The 18,259-nt window shown below is 72.4% G+C and carries 15 protein-coding genes; 7 read left to right on the forward strand and 8 right to left on the reverse strand.

Features of this window, described 5'->3' with window-relative positions:
• Nucleotides 1-90: 90 nt before the first annotated feature.
• On the forward strand, nucleotides 91-291 hold the full coding sequence (locus tag ACIQFX_RS24505) for a DUF397 domain-containing protein (protein ID WP_376488105.1): 201 nt from the start codon (nucleotides 91-93) through the stop codon (nucleotides 289-291).
• Nucleotides 292-505: 214 nt separating this feature from the next.
• Here the strand turns inward: ACIQFX_RS24505 and ACIQFX_RS24510 are convergent, their stop codons facing one another.
• Nucleotides 506-1,339 (reverse strand): hypothetical protein, encoded by an 834-nt coding sequence (locus tag ACIQFX_RS24510; protein ID WP_402467066.1) that lies wholly within the window; start codon nucleotides 1,337-1,339, stop codon nucleotides 506-508.
• 82 nt (nucleotides 1,340-1,421) lie between these two features.
• Here ACIQFX_RS24510 and ACIQFX_RS24515 point away from each other — a divergent pair, with 82 nt between their 5' ends.
• Both ACIQFX_RS24515 and ACIQFX_RS24520 read left to right on the forward strand, forming a co-directional pair.
• The gene (locus ACIQFX_RS24515) at nucleotides 1,422-2,204 is read left to right on the forward strand and encodes an SDR family oxidoreductase (RefSeq protein WP_402467069.1); all 783 of its coding nucleotides are present in this window, start codon (nucleotides 1,422-1,424) and stop codon (nucleotides 2,202-2,204) included.
• Between the two features lie 183 nt (nucleotides 2,205-2,387).
• On the forward strand, nucleotides 2,388-3,977 hold the full coding sequence (locus tag ACIQFX_RS24520; protein ID WP_402467072.1) for a sodium:solute symporter family protein: 1,590 nt from the start codon (nucleotides 2,388-2,390) through the stop codon (nucleotides 3,975-3,977).
• A 92-nt stretch (nucleotides 3,978-4,069) separates the two neighbouring features.
• On the opposite strand, the gene ACIQFX_RS24525 is transcribed toward ACIQFX_RS24520, so the two are convergent.
• From ACIQFX_RS24525 to ACIQFX_RS24540, 4 genes are all read right to left on the reverse strand, one after another.
• A complete protein-coding gene (locus ACIQFX_RS24525; protein ID WP_402467074.1) occupies nucleotides 4,070-5,236 on the reverse strand; it encodes an ADP-ribosylglycohydrolase family protein in 1,167 nt (388 codons plus the stop codon).
• A 663-nt stretch (nucleotides 5,237-5,899) separates the two neighbouring features.
• Nucleotides 5,900-8,482 carry a bifunctional FO biosynthesis protein CofGH gene (locus tag ACIQFX_RS24530; protein ID WP_402467077.1) on the reverse strand — a complete coding sequence of 861 codons (2,583 nt, stop codon included), beginning with the start codon at nucleotides 8,480-8,482 and terminating at the stop codon, nucleotides 5,900-5,902.
• Between the two features lie 105 nt (nucleotides 8,483-8,587).
• Nucleotides 8,588-9,418 carry an LLM class F420-dependent oxidoreductase gene (locus ACIQFX_RS24535; protein ID WP_402467080.1) on the reverse strand — a complete coding sequence of 277 codons (831 nt, stop codon included), beginning with the start codon at nucleotides 9,416-9,418 and terminating at the stop codon, nucleotides 8,588-8,590.
• Nucleotides 9,419-9,734: 316 nt separating this feature from the next.
• Entirely contained in the window at nucleotides 9,735-10,397 is a 663-nt protein-coding gene (locus tag ACIQFX_RS24540) for a hypothetical protein (protein ID WP_402467083.1), read from the reverse strand.
• Between the two features lie 120 nt (nucleotides 10,398-10,517).
• Here ACIQFX_RS24540 and ACIQFX_RS24545 point away from each other — a divergent pair, with 120 nt between their 5' ends.
• The 4 genes from ACIQFX_RS24545 to ACIQFX_RS24560 all read left to right on the forward strand — a co-directional run bounded on the left by ACIQFX_RS24545 (nucleotide 10,518) and on the right by ACIQFX_RS24560 (nucleotide 12,786).
• Entirely contained in the window at nucleotides 10,518-11,324 is an 807-nt protein-coding gene (locus ACIQFX_RS24545; RefSeq protein WP_402467087.1) for a GNAT family N-acetyltransferase, read from the forward strand.
• A 134-nt stretch (nucleotides 11,325-11,458) separates the two neighbouring features.
• Nucleotides 11,459-11,938: a carboxymuconolactone decarboxylase family protein gene (locus ACIQFX_RS24550; RefSeq protein WP_402467089.1), complete on the forward strand. Its 480-nt coding sequence runs from the start codon at nucleotides 11,459-11,461 to the stop codon at nucleotides 11,936-11,938.
• Nucleotides 11,939-12,062: 124 nt separating this feature from the next.
• Entirely contained in the window at nucleotides 12,063-12,521 is a 459-nt protein-coding gene (locus ACIQFX_RS24555) for a carboxymuconolactone decarboxylase family protein (RefSeq protein WP_367824522.1), read from the forward strand.
• 49 nt (nucleotides 12,522-12,570) lie between these two features.
• Nucleotides 12,571-12,786: a hypothetical protein gene (locus ACIQFX_RS24560; RefSeq protein ID WP_402467091.1), complete on the forward strand. Its 216-nt coding sequence runs from the start codon at nucleotides 12,571-12,573 to the stop codon at nucleotides 12,784-12,786.
• A 153-nt stretch (nucleotides 12,787-12,939) separates the two neighbouring features.
• Here the strand turns inward: ACIQFX_RS24560 and ACIQFX_RS24565 are convergent, their stop codons facing one another.
• The 3 genes from ACIQFX_RS24565 to ACIQFX_RS24575 all read right to left on the reverse strand — a co-directional run bounded on the left by ACIQFX_RS24565 (nucleotide 12,940) and on the right by ACIQFX_RS24575 (nucleotide 18,136).
• Nucleotides 12,940-14,505: an APC family permease gene (locus ACIQFX_RS24565; protein WP_402467094.1), complete on the reverse strand. Its 1,566-nt coding sequence runs from the start codon at nucleotides 14,503-14,505 to the stop codon at nucleotides 12,940-12,942.
• Nucleotides 14,506-14,811: 306 nt separating this feature from the next.
• The gene (locus ACIQFX_RS24570) at nucleotides 14,812-16,266 is read right to left on the reverse strand and encodes an aldehyde dehydrogenase family protein (protein ID WP_402467416.1); all 1,455 of its coding nucleotides are present in this window, start codon (nucleotides 16,264-16,266) and stop codon (nucleotides 14,812-14,814) included.
• Between the two features lie 136 nt (nucleotides 16,267-16,402).
• Complete coding sequence (locus ACIQFX_RS24575) at nucleotides 16,403-18,136, reverse strand: amidohydrolase family protein (protein WP_402467097.1); 1,734 nt, start codon at nucleotides 18,134-18,136, stop codon at nucleotides 16,403-16,405.
• Between the last annotated feature and the right edge of the window lie 123 nt (nucleotides 18,137-18,259).

Below are 18,259 nucleotides of genomic sequence, written 5' to 3' on the forward strand. Positions count from 1 at the left end.
CCCGTCGGACGGGACCGGCGAGTAGCGTCGATCACGCCGGCAAGAACGCTGGCGCGACACACTCACTGGAAGAAACCGGAGTTGAGCACAATGGCGATCATTCAGGGTGCGACCGACACGTGGACCAAGTCCTCCTACTCGGGTGGTAACGGAGCCTGCGTCGAAGTGAAGTCCCCGGTCGTGGCATCGATCGCGGTGCGCGACTCGAAGGCCCCCGAGGGCCCGTCCATCAACTTCGGCCCGGGATCGTGGAACGCCTTCGTCGGCGAGGTGAGCGCCGGGGCGCTCTGAGCCCCCGGTGCACGCACGCCGTCACCCGCAGTACGTGAAGAGCCCTCTCGTCCGGTCCGCCGTCCTGGCCGAGGGGGCTCGGTCTTTGCCCGGAAGCGCCACCGAGCCCTGACTCCGGTAGGCCACCGGGCCCTGACTCCGGTGGGCCACCGGGCCCTGACTCCGGTGGGCCACCGGGCCCCGCCTCCGGTAGGCCACCGGCCCCGGGAGCGCGTCAGCGCAGTTCGTCCACGTAGCGGTCCGTGCCGGGGATCGTCGGGATGAAGGGGGCGAGGAGTTCGGTGCGGGCGAGGGGGGTGGCGAGGGTGTCGAGGTCGGCGAAGTGGTCGGCCCAGGAGGTTCTCGGGTCGGTTTCGAGGAACCAGAGGAGGGTGAGGCGGGTGTCGACGCCTTCGACCTGTTTGACGTAGGTCATGCGGTCGCCGGGGAGGGGGGTGGGGCGGAAGACGGTGACCATGGCGGCGGGGGAGCCGACGAGGCGGCGGGGGAGGTCGCGGGTGCGGAGGCGGTCGAGGAGGTCGGAGCGCGCTTCGGGGCCGTCGGTGTCGAGGACCTGGAGGACGAGGCCGGCGTAGGGGTGGTCGAGGGCGTGGAAGTCGCGGGGGCCGGCGGCGCCGTCGCGGTAGACGGTGGCGGCGTGGTCCTGGAAGGCCGTGAAGACGTGGGTGCGGCCCTGGTGGACGCGGCCGTCGTGGTTGAGGCGCTTGTTGATGGCGACGGTCCACTTCATGTGCTCGTCGTAGCGGCCGGCGGTGATCCAGTAGGTGGAGAGGTAGCAGCCGGCGGTCACGGGCTGGGCGACGGCGGACTTCTCCGGGCGGCGCAGTTCCTGGAGGTCGCGGGTGGCGACCCAGCGGCGGCCGGCGTACATCCAGGGCATGGCCATGGCGCCGGCGTAGTAGTGGTCGTCCTCGTACCAGCGGTTGTACGCGTACTCCTGGCCCGGATGCGGTTCGACCATGGTGATGAGCGCGTGGCCGGGCCGCACGCCGTACGGCCCGACGGCCGCCAGTTCCGCGTACGTCTCGCTGCGGGTCTCCTCGCTCACTCTCGTACCCCTTCCCAAGTCGCTGACGGAGACCTACTCTGACGGACCGTCAGATACTTGGCCAGGGTCGAGGAGGGTCCGGATGCTGCTCCAGGGGAAGACGGTCGTCGTGTCGGGGGTCGGCGCGGGGCTCGGCCACCGGATCGCCGAGACCGTGGTGCGGGACGGGGGGAACGCGGTGCTCGGCGCCCGGACCGAGGCCAACCTGGCGAAGTCCGCCGCCGACATCGACCCGGAGGGCCGCCGCACGGCGTACCGGGCCACGGACATCACCGACGAGGAGCAGTGCGGGGCGCTGGCCGCGCTGGCCGTCGAGCGGTTCGGGGGGATCGACGCGGTCGTGCACGTCGCCGCCTGGGACTCCTACTTCGGCGGCCTGGAGGACGCCGACTTCGCGACCTGGCAGGGGGTCATCGACGTCAACCTGCTCGGCACGCTGCGCATGACCCGGGCCTGCCTGCCGGCACTGAAGGCGGGCGGGGGTGCGGTCGTCCTGATCGGGACGCAGTCGGCGGTGGCGGCACCCACCCAGGTGCGCCAGGCGGCCTACGCGGCCTCGAAGGGGGCGCTGACCTCGGCGATGTACTCGCTGGCGCACGAGCTGGGGCCGCACCGCATCCGGGTCAACACCGTACTGCCGGGCTGGATGTGGGGCCCGCCGGTGCAGGCGTACGTCCGGTTCGCCGCGCACACCGAGGGCGTACCGGAGTCCGACGTCCTGGCCCGGCTCACCGAGCGGACGGCACTGCCGGAGCTCGCGACGGACGGCGACGTGGCCGAGGCCGCGGCGTTCCTCGCCTCGGACCGGGCGCGGGCGATCACGGGCCAGTCGCTGCTGGTCAACGCGGGCGAGCTGATGCGCTGACGCCTTCCCCGATCGCCCGCATGATCGTGATGCGCTCGATGAATTGTTCAAGTACATGAACAAGGGTCAGCAAACAGAACGATTTTACCGTCCCTTGACTCTCCGTTGCATTGTCGCGCCCTCACAACTCCCCACACGATGAACCGCGTTCAGAAGTCTGACCGGATCTCATGGAGGGGCGCAATGAACAGTCTCGACTGGGTCGTGCTCATCGGGTACTTCGGCGTGATGGTCGCCATCGGGATCTGGTCCCACAAGCGCGTGGACACGGTCTCCGACTTCTTCACCGCCGGCGGCCGGATGCCCTGGTGGCTCTCCGGCATCTCGCACCACATGTCGGGCTACAGCGCCGTGATGTTCACCGGATACGCGGGCATCGCCTACACCTACGGCGTCACCTCCTACGTGACCTGGTCCTTCCCCATCGCCATCGGCATCGCGATCGGCGCCCACCTCTTCGCGCCCCGCCTCAACCGGCTGCGCTCCCGCCTCCGCGTCGCCTCCCCCCTCGAATACCTCAAGGACCGCTACAACCTCCCCACCCAGCAGGCCCTCGCCTGGTCCGGCGTCCTCCTGAAGATCGTCGACGTCGGCGCCAAATGGGCCGCCATCGCCACCCTGCTCTCCGTCTTCACCGGCATCTCCCTCAACCAGGGCATCCTCATCACCGGCGTCGTCACCGGCGTCTACTGCACCGTCGGCGGACTCTGGGCCGACGCCCTCACCGAACTCGGCCAGTTCGTCATCCAGTTCCTCGCCGGCATCGCGATGCTCGTCGCCGTCCTCGGCGAACTCGGCGGGTTCAGCGCCCTGTGGACCGTGTGGGACCGGCCCGAACTCCAGGGCCACACCGCGCCGACGGCCGGCCCCTACACGCTGACCTTCCTCCTCGCCTACCTCTTCATCAAGACCTTCGAGTACAGCGGCGGCATGTGGAACCAGGCCCAGCGCTACATGGCCACCCCGTCCGCCCGCGAAGCCACCCGCTCCGGCCGGCTCTCCGCCGTCCTCTGGTTCGTCTGGCCGCTCGTCCTCTTCTTCCCCATGTGGTGCGCGCCACTGCTCGTCGACCCGAAGAAGCCCGACGGCTCCGACGCGTACGCCCTCATGACCGAACAGCTCCTGCCCCACGGCCTCCTCGGCCTCGTCGTCGTCGGCTTCTTCTCCCACACCATGGCCATGTGCTCCTCCGACGCCAACGCCATCGCGGCCGTCTTCACCCGCGACATCGCCCCCGTCCTCAGCAAGGCCGCGCGGAGCTGGACCCAGCGGGCCGGACTGCTCGCCGCGCGCTGGTCGACGATCGCCTTCCTCGGCCTGTCGATGGCCGTCGCCACCCAGGTCAACTCCCCCACCTTCAAGGACATCATCACCGTCGTCATCAAGTGGGTGGCAGGCCTCATGGGCCCCATCGCCATCCCCTTCATGCTCGGCCTCCTCCGCACCTTCCGGAAGTCCGGCCCCACCGCCGCCCTCGTCTCCTGGGCCGCCGGCCTCTTCGTCTTCTGGCTCACCAACTACGGCCTCGACGGCGTCGAACTCCAGATCCAGATCGTCTCCCCCCTCGCCACCTCCCTCGTCCTCTACGTCCTCATCGGCTACGCGAAGCCGGAGGACACCCCCGAGCGGGACGCACTCCTCGACCGGATCGGCTCGGACGGCGGCGGCGGCGCGGCCAGCGCCATCGCGGTCGGCGTCCCCGAGGCCGGCGTCCCCGCGCAGGGACGCGACGAGCGGACGGACCGGCCGCGGACCGACGAGCCGATGGGTTAGCGGAAGACCTCCGGGGAGTGGGGCGGGACCGCGTCGCGACGGCTTGATCAGGCCCTCGGATAGTGGGCCGGTACCGCACCGCGGCGGCTTCGTCAGGCCCTCGGATAGCGGGACAGCCAGCCCGGGGAGGACTCCTTGGGGCCGTGCAGGGCGGCGCCCTGCGTCATCTCCATCGAGAAGTCGTCCGCGAGGGCGAGGACGGTCGCACGGCCCTCCAGTTCGGCCAGCCAGGCCGGCGGGAGGGCCGTCTCGCCGTGCAGGGCACCCAGCAGCGCGCCCGTGAGCGCGCCTGTCACCGCCGACGGACCGTCGTGGTCCACCGCGAGCCGCAGTCCGTGCCGTACGTCCTCGCCGACCAGCGCGCAGTAGACGGCCGCCGCCAACTGCCCCTCGGCCCCGTCCCCACCGGCCCCGAGCGCCGCCACCCGCCCCGCGTCCGGCACCCCCTCCCGTACGGCTCCGACCGCACGGCCCAACGCCTCGGTCACCGGCTCGTGCCCCGGGCGCACCGCCACCAGCTCCACGGCCCTGGCCACCGCAGCCTCCAACGAAGCACCCCGCGCCAACCCGTGGACCGTGACGGCGAACGCGCCCGCCGCCAGCATCGCCGCCGGAGCGCCGTGCGTCTGCGCCGCACACTCCACGGCCAACTGGCACACCAACTGCGGCTCCCACCCCACCAACAGCCCGAACGGCGCCGAACGCACCAACGCGCCCGCATCGGCGGCGTCCGGGTTCTTCGGCCTGTCCACCGTCCCCAGGCGCTCGTCACCGAGGCCCGTGAGGCAGGCGCGGGGCGGGTTCCTCCGCGCGTACAACCACTCCTCCCGGGCCAGCCACCCGTTGTCCTTGCGACGTTCGTCCGGCCCCCAGTCGCGCTGCGTCGCCGCCCAGCGCAGATGCGCCCGGTGCACGTCCGTCGGCGGATGCCAGGCACCCGTGTCCCTGCGCACCTGCGCCCGGATCAGGCCGTCCACCGTGAAGAGGGTCATCTGGGTCGCGGCGGTGACGGTGCCGCGGGGGGTGGAGGTGGGGGTGGAGGTGGTTGTCGGGGGGAGCATCGGGGCGGTGGCCGGCGTGGTGGTCGGTGCGGCTGTTTGTTCGGCCGACGGCTTCGCGAGTCCGTCAGGTCCGGGGGTCTTCGCGGTGCCCGCGCCCAGTGCGTCGCCCACCGCCCCGCCCAGCAGACAGCCCCGCACCCGGGAACGGAAGTCCTGCTGTTCTGCACGGCCCCACACGGCTGCGGCTGTCGTCGCCACGTGTGCCCTCCCCCGGTCGGCGGTTCGCTGGCCAAGTTCCTTTGCCGCACTGTAATCGACCGGGTACGCGCGATTCCGGGCCGGAACCTTATGTGATCGGACGCCCTTCGGACCCCTTTTGACCGCCTTGCCGCTGGCGCGGGGGCGGGGGGTGCGGGCCCACGCCTGCCTCATGCAGGTGCGGGCCCGCCGTGTGGGCCCGCACCCCCGTGGGGCCCGCGGGCCGGCCCGGGCCCGCCGCCGTGTGGGCCCGCGCCCGCCGCCCCCGGCCCGCCTCCGTGTGGGCCCGCGCGCCGGCCGCCGGTTCACCTTCGTGTGGGCGATCGTCCCGCTGGGGCGTGGGGGTCCCCCCGGACGGAGTCCGGGGGAGGGTGGGCACACGGGACGGCGCCCTCGGCAGCGCCCCCGCCCCTGTGCCCTGGACCCGCACCGGTAGTGAGCCGTGCACCGGGTGCGGGTTCGGGCGCGAAAGCCTAGGCCCGGCAACGGGCACCGTCCGTTGTGCCCACCCTCCCCCGGACTCCGTCCGGGGGGACCCCCACACCCCTGGCGGACGATTGCCCACGACACGGGTGGACCGGAGCGCGCCGTCCGATGTGCCGCAACGGGGTGGGCCAGGCCCAGCCGGGCCGGACAGGGGTGGGCGGGGGGGACGGCCCCGGGTCAGGGCTGGGTCAGGGGGAGGAGGGTGGGGAGGTGGCCGTCGGAGGCGCGGGCGGTGTGTTGGCGTTCGGCGGGGACGGGACCGTAGAGGGTGGTGCGGGGCTTGGCGGGACGCCCGGCGGCCGCGGCGATGGCCTCGAGGTCGCGGATGGAGCGGTAGGAGCCGTAACTGGAGCCGGCCATGCGGGAGATGGTCTCTTCCATGAGGGTGCCGCCGAGGTCGTTGGCGCCGGAGCGGAGCATCTCGGCGGCACCGTCGGTGCCGAGCTTGACCCAGCTGGTCTGGATGTTGGGGATGTGGGGGTGGAGGAGGAGGCGGGCCATGGCGATGACGGCGCGGTTGTCGCGGGTGGTGGGGCCGGGGCGGGCGATGCCGGCGAGGTAGACGGGGGCGTTCGTGTGGATGAAGGGGAGCGTCACGAACTCGGTGAAGCCCCCGGTCTCCTGCTGGATGCGGGAGAGGGTGCGGAAGTGGCCGAGCCAGTGGCGGGGCTGGTCGACGTGGCCGTACATCATGGTGGAGGAGGAGCGGATGCCCAGTTCGTGGGCGGTGGTGATGACCTCGATCCAGGTGGCGGTGGGGAGCTTGCCCTTGGTGAGGACCCAGCGGACCTCGTCGTCGAGGATCTCGGCGGCGGTGCCGGGGATGGAGTCGAGTCCGGCCTCCTTCGCCGCCGTGAGCCATTCGCGGATGGACAGGCCGGTGCGGGTGGCGCCGTTGACGACCTCCATCGGGGAGAAGGCGTGGATGTGCATGCCGGGGACGCGCTTCTTCACCGCGCGCGCGATGTCGAAGTAGGCGGTGCCGGGGAGGTCGGGGTGGATGCCGCCCTGCATGCAGACTTCGACGGCGCCGACGTCCCAGGCCTGTTCGGCGCGGTCGGCGACCTGGTCGAGGGAGAGGGTGTAGGCGTCGGCGTCGGTGCGCCGCTGGGCGAAGGCGCAGAAGCGGCAGCCGGTGTAGCAGACGTTGGTGAAGTTGATGTTCCGGGTGACGATGTACGTCACGTCGTCGCCGGAGACCGACTTCCGTACGTCGTCGGCGACCGCGCAGAGCGCGTCGAGGGCGGGCCCGTCGGCGTGGAGCAGGGCGAGAGCCTGGGCGTCGGTGAGCTTCGTCGGGTCGTCGGCGGCGACGGCGAGGGCCTCGCGGACGTCGGCGTCGACCCGTTCGGGGACCATGCCGGGTGCGGCGGCCTCGCGCAGCGACTCCCAGTCGCCGTAGACCTCGTCGAAGTCGTCGCGGCGGTCGTGGGTGCGGCCGGTGGTGTCGATGGTGCGGTGCAGGTCGGTGCGGCCGGCGGCGGTGAACGCCTCGTCGGGCTCCTGCCAGGGCAGGCCGCGCACGGGCGCGTCGGGGTTCGCGAGGCCGGTGTCGGGGTCGGCGAGGGCCCGTACGTGCGGGAGGAGCCGGGGGTCGAGCCAGGGTTCGCCCCGGGTGACGAACTCGGGGTAGACGCAGAGCCGTTCGCGCAGCGTGAAGCCGGCGCCGGCGGACCGGGCGGCGAGCTCCTCGATCCTGGGCCAGGGGCGCTCGGGGTTGACGTGGTCGATGGTGAGCGGCGAGACGCCGCCCCAGTCGTCGATGCCGGCGGCGATGAGCCGCTCGTACTCGGAGTCGACGAGGTTCGGCGGGGCCTGGAGGCAGGCGGAGGGTCCCATGATGAGCCGGGCGACGGCGACGGTGGCGACCAGGTCGTCGAGTTCGGCGTCGGGCATGCCGCGCATCGCCGTGTCGGGCTTGGCGCGGAAGTTCTGGATGATCAGTTCCTGGATCGAGTGGTACGCGCGGGCCACGCGCCGCAGCGCGAACAGCGACTCGGCCCGCTCCTCCAGGGTCTCCCCGATGCCGAGCAGCAGCCCCGAGGTGAAGGGGACGGAGGACCGGCCTGCGTCCTCCAGGACCCGAAGCCGCACCGCCGGCTCCTTGTCGGGGGACCCGTGGTGGGGGCCGCCGGGTTCCGACCACAGCCGGGTCGCGGTCGTCTCCAGCATCATGCCCATGGACGGCGCGACCGGCTTGAGGCGCTGGAAGTCGGTCCAGGACAGCACGCCGGGGTTGAGGTGGGGCAGCAGCCCCGTCTCCTCCAGGATCCGGATCGCCATGGCGCGCACGTACGCGATGGTGTCGTCGTACCCGTGCGCGTCGAGCCACTCGCGGGCCTCGGGCCAGCGGTCCTCGGGCTTGTCGCCGAGGGTGATCAGGGCTTCCTTGCAGCCGAGTTCCGCCCCGCGCCGGGCGATGTCGAGGACCTCGTCCGGCGACATGAACATCCCGTGGCCGTCCCGGCGGAGCTTCCCGGGGACGGTCACGAAGGTGCAGTAGTGGCACTTGTCCCGGCAGAGCCGGGTGAGGGGTATGAACACGCTCTTCGAGTACGTGATGACTCCGGGCCGCCCGGCCGCCTCCAGGCCGGCGTCGCGCACCCGTCCCGCGGAGGCCACCAGGTCCGTCAGGTCGTCGCCGCGTGCCCGCAGCAGCACGGCGGCCTCGGTCACGTCGAGCGCGACCCCGTCCCTGGCCCGCTTGAGGGCGCGTCGCATGGCGTTCTCGGTCGGGCGGGCCGCCTGGTGATCAGTCATGAACCGAGCATACGAGCGGGTGGGGCGGTGGATGTTCGAGTCTCCCCAGGAAGCGGTCCGCTCCCCCGGCCCGCCGGCCGCCCCACCCCGCCCCACCCCGCCCCATCAGACGTACCGGGCGTACGCGTCGAGGGTGCGCAGGACCTCGGGCTCGTCCCCCGGCGGCAGTTGGAGGACGACCTCCTCGCAGCCGAGTTCGGCGTAGTGGTCGAGTTTGCCCGGGTTGGGGAGGACGGCGTACGGGACGAGCTGGAGGGACTTCGGGTCGCGGCCGGCCTCCTCCCAGGCCGCGCGCAGCACCGGGAGGGACTCCGTCAGGCCCCGGCCGCCGATCGGCATCCAGCCGTCCGCGCCCTCGGCGATCCGGGCGAAGAGCTTGGGGCCCGCCGCGCCGCCCAGGAGGATGCGGGGTGCGCCGCCGGCCGGCTTGGGCCAGACCTCCGACGCGCGTACGGAGTCGCCGGACGGGGCCTCGTACGCCGTGGGAACCGGTGCCCACAGGGCCCGCATGAGGTCCAGCCGGTCGTGGGTGAGGCCCCGGCGGGTGGACCAGTCGACGCCGTGGTCGGCCGCCTCCTCCCGGTTCCAGCCGTAGCCGAGGCCGAGGGTGAAGCGGCCGCCGGAGAGGTGGTCGAGGGTGGCGATCTGCTTGGCGAGGGCGATCGGGTCGTGCTCGGCGAGCAGCGTGACGCCGGTGCCGAGACCGAGCCGTTCGGTGACGGCGGCGGCCTGGCCGAGCGCCACGTACGGGTCGAGCAGGCGGGCGTACTCCCGAGGCAGTTCGCCGCCCGCCGGGTAGGGCGTGGCCCGTTCGACCGGGATGTGGGTGTGCTCGGGCAGGTAGAGCCCGGCGAACCCGCGCTCTTCGAGCTCGCGCGCCAGCCGTACCGGGGTGATGGTCTCGTCGGTCAGGAAGATCGTGGTCGAGATCCGCATAGCGGCACGGTAGGGGGTGCGGCCGCGAATTCCGAGGGCCGTGACGTGCTGTCGTTCCGGGGGCCACGACGTGCCGGGTGCCGGACGTCACGAGGACCGCGGCGCGGCGGGTACGCGGCGTCACGAGGGTCGCGGCGCCCTTGGCGTCACGGACGGACCGGGCGCCGCCCCGGCACCACCCGGGCGTCACGAGGACCACGGCGCGGCGGGTACCCGGGCGTCACGAGGACCACGAAACGCTTGGCGTCACGGACGGACCGGGCGCCGCCCCGGCACCACCCGGGCGTCACGGACGGACCCGAGCACCGCCCCGGTGTCACGGGCGGGCCGGGTCCACGGCACGCCGGTGGGCCGCGAGGTCGCCGTACCCGCCGTGTTCCCAGACCTTCTCGCGGAAGCGCTGGAGGGTGAGCGGGGTGCGGTCCTCGCCGGGGACGCCCTCGAAGTGGACGGTGCCGCAGCGGTGGCAGTACCAGCCGCGCGACCAGAGTTCCTCGGCGTGGTGGCGGCGGCGGGTGATCCGGGCGAACGCGGACCGGCGCCGTGCCATCGCGGTGAAGACGAGGACGGCGGCGACCAGGGCGAGCGCCGAGATCCAGCCGAGGAAGGCGAACGACGGCGGGGGTTCGGCGGACACGCCCGGCGGCGGCACCAGCTGCCAGTCGGGAAGTCCCGAGGGCTCGGTCGCGGGCTCGTCCGCGAACCACTTGCCGGCGAGGGCGCCGCCCACGAAGGTGCCGACGGAGACGACCGCGGCGAGGAGGCCGAGGCAGCCGATCGCGTACGTCGGCGGCTCGGGCACCGGTGCGAGGGCGTCGGAGAGGCCGGTGCTCACCGTCCGGGTCACGGTCCGCATGTCGCCGTCGCTGTCGCGTTCCCGGCTGGTGACGGCGTTCCGGCCCGCGAGGTACACGGCGGGCACGGCCTGCACCAGGTCCTCGCGGTCGCAGCCCGGGCAGGTGTGCGTCGTACGGCTCACGGTTCCCCCTCTTCCCTTCTTTCCCCTGCTCTTCGTGACGGGCTCATGCCATCGCTCGGTTCCCGCCGGTCCACCCGAAATCCGCCTGCGCGTTCCGCTCCCGCCCCCTACCGTGACCGGGTGCTGAAGCGAATCGAGGCGTACTACGACGCCGTCACCCGCCCCTCCTCCCGCGCCGAGGACTTCGGGCCGCTCACCCTCTTCGTCCAGTCGGGCGACGGGTGGCCCTACTACGCGCGCCCCACGCTCGGGCACGAGGGCGAGGTGGCCGTCGAGGCGGTGGAGGCCGTACGGGCGCGGCAGCGGGAGCTGGGGGTGCCCGAGGCGTTCGAGTGGGTGGCGGAGACGACGCCGGGGCTGCGGGCCGCCGTCGAGGCGACCGGGCTGACGGTGCACGAGCACCCGCTGATGGTCCTGGAGGGCGACGGGCTCGCCGTGCCGGCGCCCGAGGGCGTGACCGTACGGATGGTCGGCGCGGACGACACCGCCCTGGAGACGGCCGTCGCCGCCCCGTTCGCGGCCTTCGGCATGTCGCCGATGCCCGGCGCCGCCGACCGGGTCGCCGACCGGATCGCGGCCGGGCTGACCCGGCTCGCCGCGGCCCTCGACCCCTCGGGCCGCGCCCTCTCGGCCGGCCAGCACCAGCCCGTCGGCCCGGTCTCCGAGGTCGTCGGCGTCGGCACCGTGCCGGCGGCGCGGCGACGCGGCCTCGGCCTCGCGGTCACGGCCGCCCTGGTCGCGGACGCCCGCGCCCACGGCACGGACCTCGTGTTCCTGTCGGCCTCGGACGCGGACGTGGCCCGGATCTACGGCCGGCTGGGCTTCCGCACCATCGCCACCGCCCTCATCGCGGAGGCGGAGGAGGAGCAGGAGCAGGAGGCGGAGGGAGAGCCGGGGACGACTCCGGCTTCGACTTCGTCGACGTAAGTGCAGGTCAGAGCCTTGTGACCGGCTCGGGAAAAATTTCTTCGGAAAAAGTTCTCCCGAGCTGTCACATCCTCCTCGCGCGCTCCGTCAGTGCAGTGAAAGCGACGAACGAGAGACGCTGAGGAGCGATCACCATGGCGCTGCACGAGCCCAAGGCCCGCATGACGAACCCCGCCTACGTCCTGGCCGACGCCGCTCCGGCGATCATGAACTTGGTGAAGGCCTCCCGGCAGGGCGGGGTCGACGAGTCCCTCCTCGAACTCGTGCACCTGCGGGCCAGCCAGATCAACAACTGCGGCTTCTGCGTCGACTTCGGTGCCAAGAGCGCCAAGAAGGCCGGCGTCAGCGACGAGAAGCTGTTCGCCGTCGCCGCCTGGCGCGAGGCGCCGTTCTTCTCCGACGAGGAGCGCGCGGCGCTCGCGCTCGCCGAGGCCGCGACCCGACTCGCCGACGTCTCGGACGCCGTGCCGGACGAGGTCTGGGACGAGGCCGCCGACCACTTCGACGAGAAGCAGCTCGCCTCGATCGTGCTGACCGTCGGCGTCACCAACCTCTTCAACCGGCTCAACGTCACCGTCCGGCAGCCGGGCGGCGTGGCCCCCGCGGCCCCGTGACCGACCGGCGCCACTTCCCCGCACTCCGCACCTCGTAGCCGTACCCCCCACGCGTTCCCGCGCATTCCCGCTTCCCGCGCATCTCCACTTCCCACGTATTTCCACGCATTCCAAGGAGCTCACCATGGCCGCTCGTATGCCGAACCCCGCCGTCGTCCTGTCCGACGTCGGCCCCGCGATCTTCCAGCTGATCAAGGCCGTCCAGTCGGGCAGCGACGTCCCGGCCAGCACGCTGGACCTGATCCACCTGCGGGCCAGCCAGATCAACAACTGCGGGTTCTGCGTGGTCGGCGGAGCGCAGAAGGCGCAGAAGGACGGCGAGACCGACGAGCGGCTGCACGCCGTGGCGGCGTGGCGGGAGACCCCGTACTTCACCGACGCGGAGCGGGCGGCCCTGGCCCTCGCCGAGCACGCGACGCGGCTCGCGGACCGTCCGGACGCCGTGCCGGACGCGGTGTGGGAGGAGGCCGCGCGCCACTACAACGAGCAGCAGCTCGCCCAGATCGTGGCGTGGCTCGGGGTCACGAACCTCTTCAACCGGCTCAACGCGACGACCAGGCAGCCGGCCGGCCAGTCCTGGTAGGTCGCGCCGCGACAGTAACCGGATCCAGGGCGTCCGCGTTGGTGCGGTCATGAAGAGGATCCTCACCGCAGCCGCCCTGTCCTGTCTCGCCGCGGCGGGCGCCGTCTCCGCCGCCGGTACCGCCGCCGCCGACACCGGCGGGGTGAACCTGCCGTCCGTCGTCCCGCTCAGCGGCGTCCTGACCCCCAAGGCGAAGCCGGCCGGCACCCCCGACCTGCCGCCCGCCAACGCGGCGGTGGAACGGCTGCTTCCCGGTCACCACTGAGGGACGGCCACAGCCGCGGCGACAGCGGCGGCAGCACTACGCGAGTACGTACGAACGAAGGCGACGGGACCCCCCACGGGCCCGCCGCCTTCGCGTTTTCGGGTGACTCGGAAGCCGGTTCGGGTGACTCGGAAGCCGGCCGGTGCCGCGCCGTCAGTCGGCGACGACGAGCGACGGGGTCTCCTTCGTCAGGACCTCGCCGCGGAAGAAGGCCGGGCTCCTGCGCTGCATGACCAGCATGATCACGACGCCGAGGAGCAGCAGGCCGACGGCGATCACGAAGACCGAGCCGACGCCGAGGACGGAGGAGCCGGAGCCGTAGGCCGGGTCCCACATGTCGTACAGCGTCTTGCCGAAGACGGCGGTGAGCATGAGGCCGCCGAGCGCCGGCAGGAGGCCCTTGAAGGCGAGGTCGCGGGCCGAGCGGAAGAGCTCGCCGCGGAAGTACCAGACGCAGGCGAAGGCCGTCAGGGCGTAGTAGAAGCAGATCATCAGGCCGAGCGCGTAGATGGTGTCGACCAGGACGTGCTCGCTGACCAGGGTCATCACGGTGTAGAAGGCACCGGTGGCGACGCCGGCGACGACGGTGGCCTTGCCGGGGGTCTTGAAGACCGGGTGGACCTTGGTGAAGGACTTCGGCAGCGCCTCGTACGTGGACATCGCGAGCACCGTGCGGGCGACCGGGATGAAGGTCGTCTGGAGGCTCGCGGCCGCCGAGGCGAGGACGGCGACGAAGAGCAGGACGCCGAGCGTGGGGCCCATGACGGGGCCCGCGAGGGCGGCGAAGACGTTGTCGGAGGTCTCCGGGTTGGCGAGGCCGAGTCCCTGGTCGCCGGAGCCCACGACCATCTGGGCGGCGATGCCGGTGGCGAGGTACGAGCCGACCAGGACGACCATCGCGATGAGCGCGGCGCGGCCGGGGGTCTTGGCGCTGCCGGTGGTCTCCTCGTTGGACGCCATGCAGGCGTCCCAGCCCCAGTACATGAAGATCGACAGCGAGAGTCCGGCGGTGAAGGCCGCGAAGGACTGCACCGCGAAGGGGTTCATCCAGGACCAGGAGAAGTCGACCGAGGTCTCGAAGGAGCCGGCCTTCGACAGGGCCATCACCACGAACAGCGCGAGGACGACGAGCTGGAGGCCGACGAGGGCGTACTGGAGGCCCTTGGTGGCGGTCATGCCGCGGTAGCTGATCGCGGTGGCGACGGCGATGAGCGCGAGGCAGGTGAGGATGTGGACGGCCTTGTTGTCGTCCAGGGCGGCGACGGAGTCGCTGCCGGTGACCTCGCCCGCGAGGAGCCAGAAGTAGGAGGTCGCGACGCCGGCCAGGTTGGACAGCACGATGATCGTCGCGATGACGAGGCCCCAGCCGCACATCCAGCCGATCTTGGGCCCGAAGGCCTTCACGGTCCAGGTGAACGAGGTGCCGCAGTCGGGCATGACCTTGTTGAGCTCCCGGTACGCGAAGGCGACGAGGAGCATCGGGAGGAAGCCCGCGAGGAAGATGGCGGGCATCTGCAGGCCGACCTCGCCGGCCGTGGAGCCGAGGGTGGAGGTCAGGCAGTAGACGGGGGCGACGGTCGAGATGCCGATGACGGCGCTGCCGAGGAGGCCGACGGAGTTTCCGCCGAGGCCCTTGGTGCGCACAGCGGGGGTGCCGCCCGGGACGTCGACGCCCCTTACCGTGTCCCCGGCCTGGGGCCGGTCATCCACCTGAGTCATGAACTCGACGTTAAATGCTGCGGTTTCCATATCCGGAGGACCGGAGTCCGCTCATTTGATCGATCATCGCCTTGCATTGGGCGGGTCGAAGCGGATCGTCGCCAATGATTGAAAGATCGACCACTGCGACGGACCGACCAACTGGTAGGTCCGTCGCCGCGTGTCCGATATACGGGAACCGCAGCCATGCCCCGAATGTCGGGTTTGAAATTTTCCCGTGGAACTTTCGAGAGGCTCCTCACCCCGGCGGGACGGCCGGTCGCCACCCGGCCGCCGGCCGGTCGTAGGCCGGTCGTCAGCCGGTCGTCAGCCCGGCCAGACGACCGCCTGCAGCTCGCTGTACGCGTGCAGGGCGTACGAGCCCACGTCCCGCCCGACACCGCTCTTCTTGAACCCCCCGAACGGTGCCTCCATGTTCCGTCCGATCGTGTTCACGCCCACCCCGCCGGCCCGCAGCCGGGCCGCGATGCGGAAAGCGCGGGCGACGTCGCCGGACCACACGTAGTCGATCAGTCCGTAGTCGCTGTCGTTGGCCAGCGCGATCCCCTCCTCCTCGTCGTCGAAGGGGACGACCACGACGACCGGGCCGAAGATCTCCTCCCGCACCACCCGCATCCCGTTCGTACAGTCCGCGAGGAGCGTCGGGGCCACGTAGAAGCCCCGGGCGAAGTCGGGGCGCTCGCCGCCGGCGACGACCCGGGCCCCCTCCTTCCGCCCCAGCTCGACGTACGACTCCACCCGGTCGCGGTGGGCCGCCGAGATCACCGGGCCGACGACCGTGCCCTGCGCCGCCGGGTCCCCCACCTTCATGAAGGCCAGGTAGCCGGTCAGCTTCTCGATCAGCCGCTCGTAGATCCCGCGCTGCGCGAGCACCCGTGTCGGGGCGGTGCAGATCTGCCCGCTGTAGAAGGCGAACGTCGTCCCGATGCCCATCACCGCCGCGTCCAGGTCGGCGTCGTCGAAGACGAGCGCGGCGCCCTTCCCGCCCAGCTCCATCAGCTGCCGCTTGAGCGAGCGGCCGCACACCTCGCCGATCGCCTGCCCGACGGCCGTGGAGCCGGTGAACGACACCATGTCGACGTCCGGGGAGTCGACGGCCGCCTCGCCCACCGCCCGCGCCGAACCGGTGACGACGTTCACGACCCCCGCCGGGACCCCGGCCTCCGCCAGGGCGCGGGTCATCGCGTACACGGAGAGCGGGTCCTGCGGGGCCGGCTTCACGAGGACCGTGTTGCCCATCGCGAGCGCCGGGGCGATCTTGCCGGCCGGATTGGCCCAGGGGTTGTTGTACGAGGTGATGCAGGTGACCACGCCGACCGGACGCCGCACCGCCACCGCCCCGAACACCCCGGCCCTCCCCATCGGCCCGGCCTCGTTGATCTGCGGCGGCAGCGCCTGCTCGACCGGCTCCATCGCGCCCCGCGCGTACCGCCGGAAGCGCGACGCGCCCACCGCGACCTGCATCCCGCGGGCCGTGCCGGTGGTGGCACCGGTCTCGGCGCGCGCCAGGAGCGTGTTCGCCTCGGCGTCCCTCGCCATCAGGTCCGCGGCCCGGTCCAGGATCGCCGCCCGCTCCTCCGGCTTCGTCCGGGACCAGGACGCGAAGGCCTCGCGGGCCGCGGCGGCCGCCTCGTACACCTGCCTGCGGCTCGCCTCCGGCGCCAGGCCGACGACCTCCTCCGACGCCGGGTCGATCACCTCGTAGTGCCCGCCGTCCGGCTCGACCCACTCACCGCCGATGAAGAGCCGCTCCGTCCGCACCTCTCCGGGCCGGGCGCTCCCCGGTCCCGTGCTCGCGCTCCCCGTCGTCACGTCCGCCGCCCCGCCTTCCCGGCCCCCGCCGCCTCGGTCCCCACCGTCCGGGGCCCCGCCTTCCCGGTCCCCACCGTCCCCGTCGTCACTTGGTGCTCACCGTCCTCGTGTCACGGCCCGAGCGCAGCACGCGCCCGGGGATCGCGCCGGTCACCTCGTCGTCCCGTACGGTCTCCACGCCGTTGACCCGCACCGACACGATGCCGACCGCGCGCGAGTCGAGCCGCGGGCTGTCCCCCGGCAGGTCGTGCACGAGCGTCGCCGGGCCCGCGTCGATCCGCTCCGGATCGAAGAGGACCAGGTCGGCGTGGAAGCCCTCCGCTACACGGCCCCGCTCCCGCAGGCCGAACAGGCGGGCCGGATCGTCGCTGAGCATCTTCACCGCCCGCTCCAACGGCACCAGCTTCCGGCCGCGCAGGCAGTCCCCGAGGAAACGGGTCGTGTACGGCGCCCCGCACATCCGGTCCAGGTGCGCGCCGGCGTCCGAACCGCCGAGCATCACGTCCTCGTGCTCCCACGTCTCCCGGCGCAGCGCCCACGACGCCGGGTCGTTGTCGCTGGGCATCGGCCACAGCACGGTCCTCAGGTCGTCGTTGGCGCAGATCTCGACCAGGCACTGGAACGCGTCCTGCCCGCGCTCGGCGGCGACGTCCCGCACCACCCGGCCGGTCAGCCCCTCGTTCTCCCTGCTGTACGTGTCCCCGATGACGTACCGGTCGAAGTGCGCCAGCCGCCGGAAGACGCCCGCCTCCCTCGAGTCCGCGCGCCGCAGCATCCCCGCCCGCACCTCCGGGTCGCGGAGCTTCGCGATCCGCTCGGGGACGGGGAGGCCGAGGACCTCGCCCCAGCCCGGGATCAGGTTGAGCGCGCAGAACGTGCCGAGCGACATGTTCATGGGCGTGAGGATCGGCATCGTCAGCGCCACGATCCGGCCGCCGGACTTGCGGGCCCGCTCCGAGGCCGTCAGCTGGCGCGGGACCCGCTCGGGCACGGCCGCGTCGATCGTCAGCACGTTCCAGTTGAGCGGCCGCCCCGCGGCGGCCGTCATCTCGACGAACAGCTCGATCTCCTCGTCCGAGAACTGGTCGAGGCACCCCGCGAGGATCGCCTCCAGCTGCGTGCCCTCGTGCTCGCCCACCGCCCGCGACAGCGCGATCAGCTCCGCGGGCGTGGCATGACGGGACGCGACGGGCGCGCCGGCGCCGTCGGAGTGCGTCGAGGACTGCGTGGTGGACAACCCCCACGCCCCCGCCTCCATGGCCTCCTTGAGGAGGGCCACCATCTGCCCCAACTGCTCGGCGGTCGGCTGCCCGCCGACGGCGTCCGCACCCATCACGTACCGGCGCAGCGCGCAGTGCCCCACCATGAAGCCCGCGTTGACGGCGATCCGCCCGTCCAGCGCGTCCAGGTACTCGGCGAACGACGACCAACTCCAGTCGACGCCGTCCTCCAGGGCCTTGAGGGCCATCCCCTCGACCTTCGACATCATCCTGCGGGTGTAGTCGGCGTCCTCCGGCCGGTCCGGGTGCAGCGGCGCCAGCGTGAACCCGCAGTTCCCGCCCGCCACCGTCGTCACCCCGTGGTTCATCGACGGCGTCGCGTACGGGTCCCAGAACAGCTGGGCGTCGTAGTGCGTGTGCGGGTCGACGAAGCCCGGCGCGAGCACGAGGCCCGTGGCGTCCTCGCTCGTCCGGGCCTCCGCGCCCGCGCCCGCCTCCGCGAACGTGATGCGCCCGTCCTTTATCCCCACGTCGGCGACGAAGGCCGGGCCGCCCGTGCCGTCGACGACGGTGGCGCCCTTGATCAAGTGGTCCAGCATGACGGTCCCTCTCCTCGCGTCGGACGCGGACGTACGTGCGCCCCGGACCGGAGGCCGCCGCGGGGGACCTCCGGCCGGGGCCTCTGCGGTGGCGGCGGTCCGGGAAGACACCGCCCCGCGCTC

It is taken from the genome of Streptomyces sp. NPDC093089 (assembly GCF_044754405.1).
Classification (GTDB): Bacteria; Actinomycetota; Actinomycetes; order Streptomycetales; family Streptomycetaceae; genus Streptomyces.

Excerpts from the sequence above, each read along its gene's own strand:
- ACIQFX_RS24505 (WP_376488105.1), top strand. The coding sequence starts at position 91 with ATGGCGATCATTCAGGGTGCGACCGACACGTGGACCAAGTCCTCCTAC.
- ACIQFX_RS24515 (WP_402467069.1), top strand. The coding sequence starts at position 1,422 with ATGCTGCTCCAGGGGAAGACGGTCGTCGTGTCGGGGGTCGGCGCGGGG.
- ACIQFX_RS24520 (WP_402467072.1), top strand. The coding sequence starts at position 2,388 with ATGAACAGTCTCGACTGGGTCGTGCTCATCGGGTACTTCGGCGTGATG.
- ACIQFX_RS24530 (WP_402467077.1), bottom strand. The coding sequence starts at position 8,482 with ATGACTGATCACCAGGCGGCCCGCCCGACCGAGAACGCCATGCGACGC.
- ACIQFX_RS24535 (WP_402467080.1), bottom strand. The coding sequence starts at position 9,418 with ATGCGGATCTCGACCACGATCTTCCTGACCGACGAGACCATCACCCCG.
- ACIQFX_RS24550 (WP_402467089.1), top strand. The coding sequence starts at position 11,459 with ATGGCGCTGCACGAGCCCAAGGCCCGCATGACGAACCCCGCCTACGTC.
- ACIQFX_RS24555 (WP_367824522.1), top strand. The coding sequence starts at position 12,063 with ATGGCCGCTCGTATGCCGAACCCCGCCGTCGTCCTGTCCGACGTCGGC.
- ACIQFX_RS24560 (WP_402467091.1), top strand. The coding sequence starts at position 12,571 with ATGAAGAGGATCCTCACCGCAGCCGCCCTGTCCTGTCTCGCCGCGGCG.
- ACIQFX_RS24565 (WP_402467094.1), bottom strand. The coding sequence starts at position 14,505 with ATGACTCAGGTGGATGACCGGCCCCAGGCCGGGGACACGGTAAGGGGC.
- ACIQFX_RS24575 (WP_402467097.1), bottom strand. The coding sequence starts at position 18,136 with ATGCTGGACCACTTGATCAAGGGCGCCACCGTCGTCGACGGCACGGGC.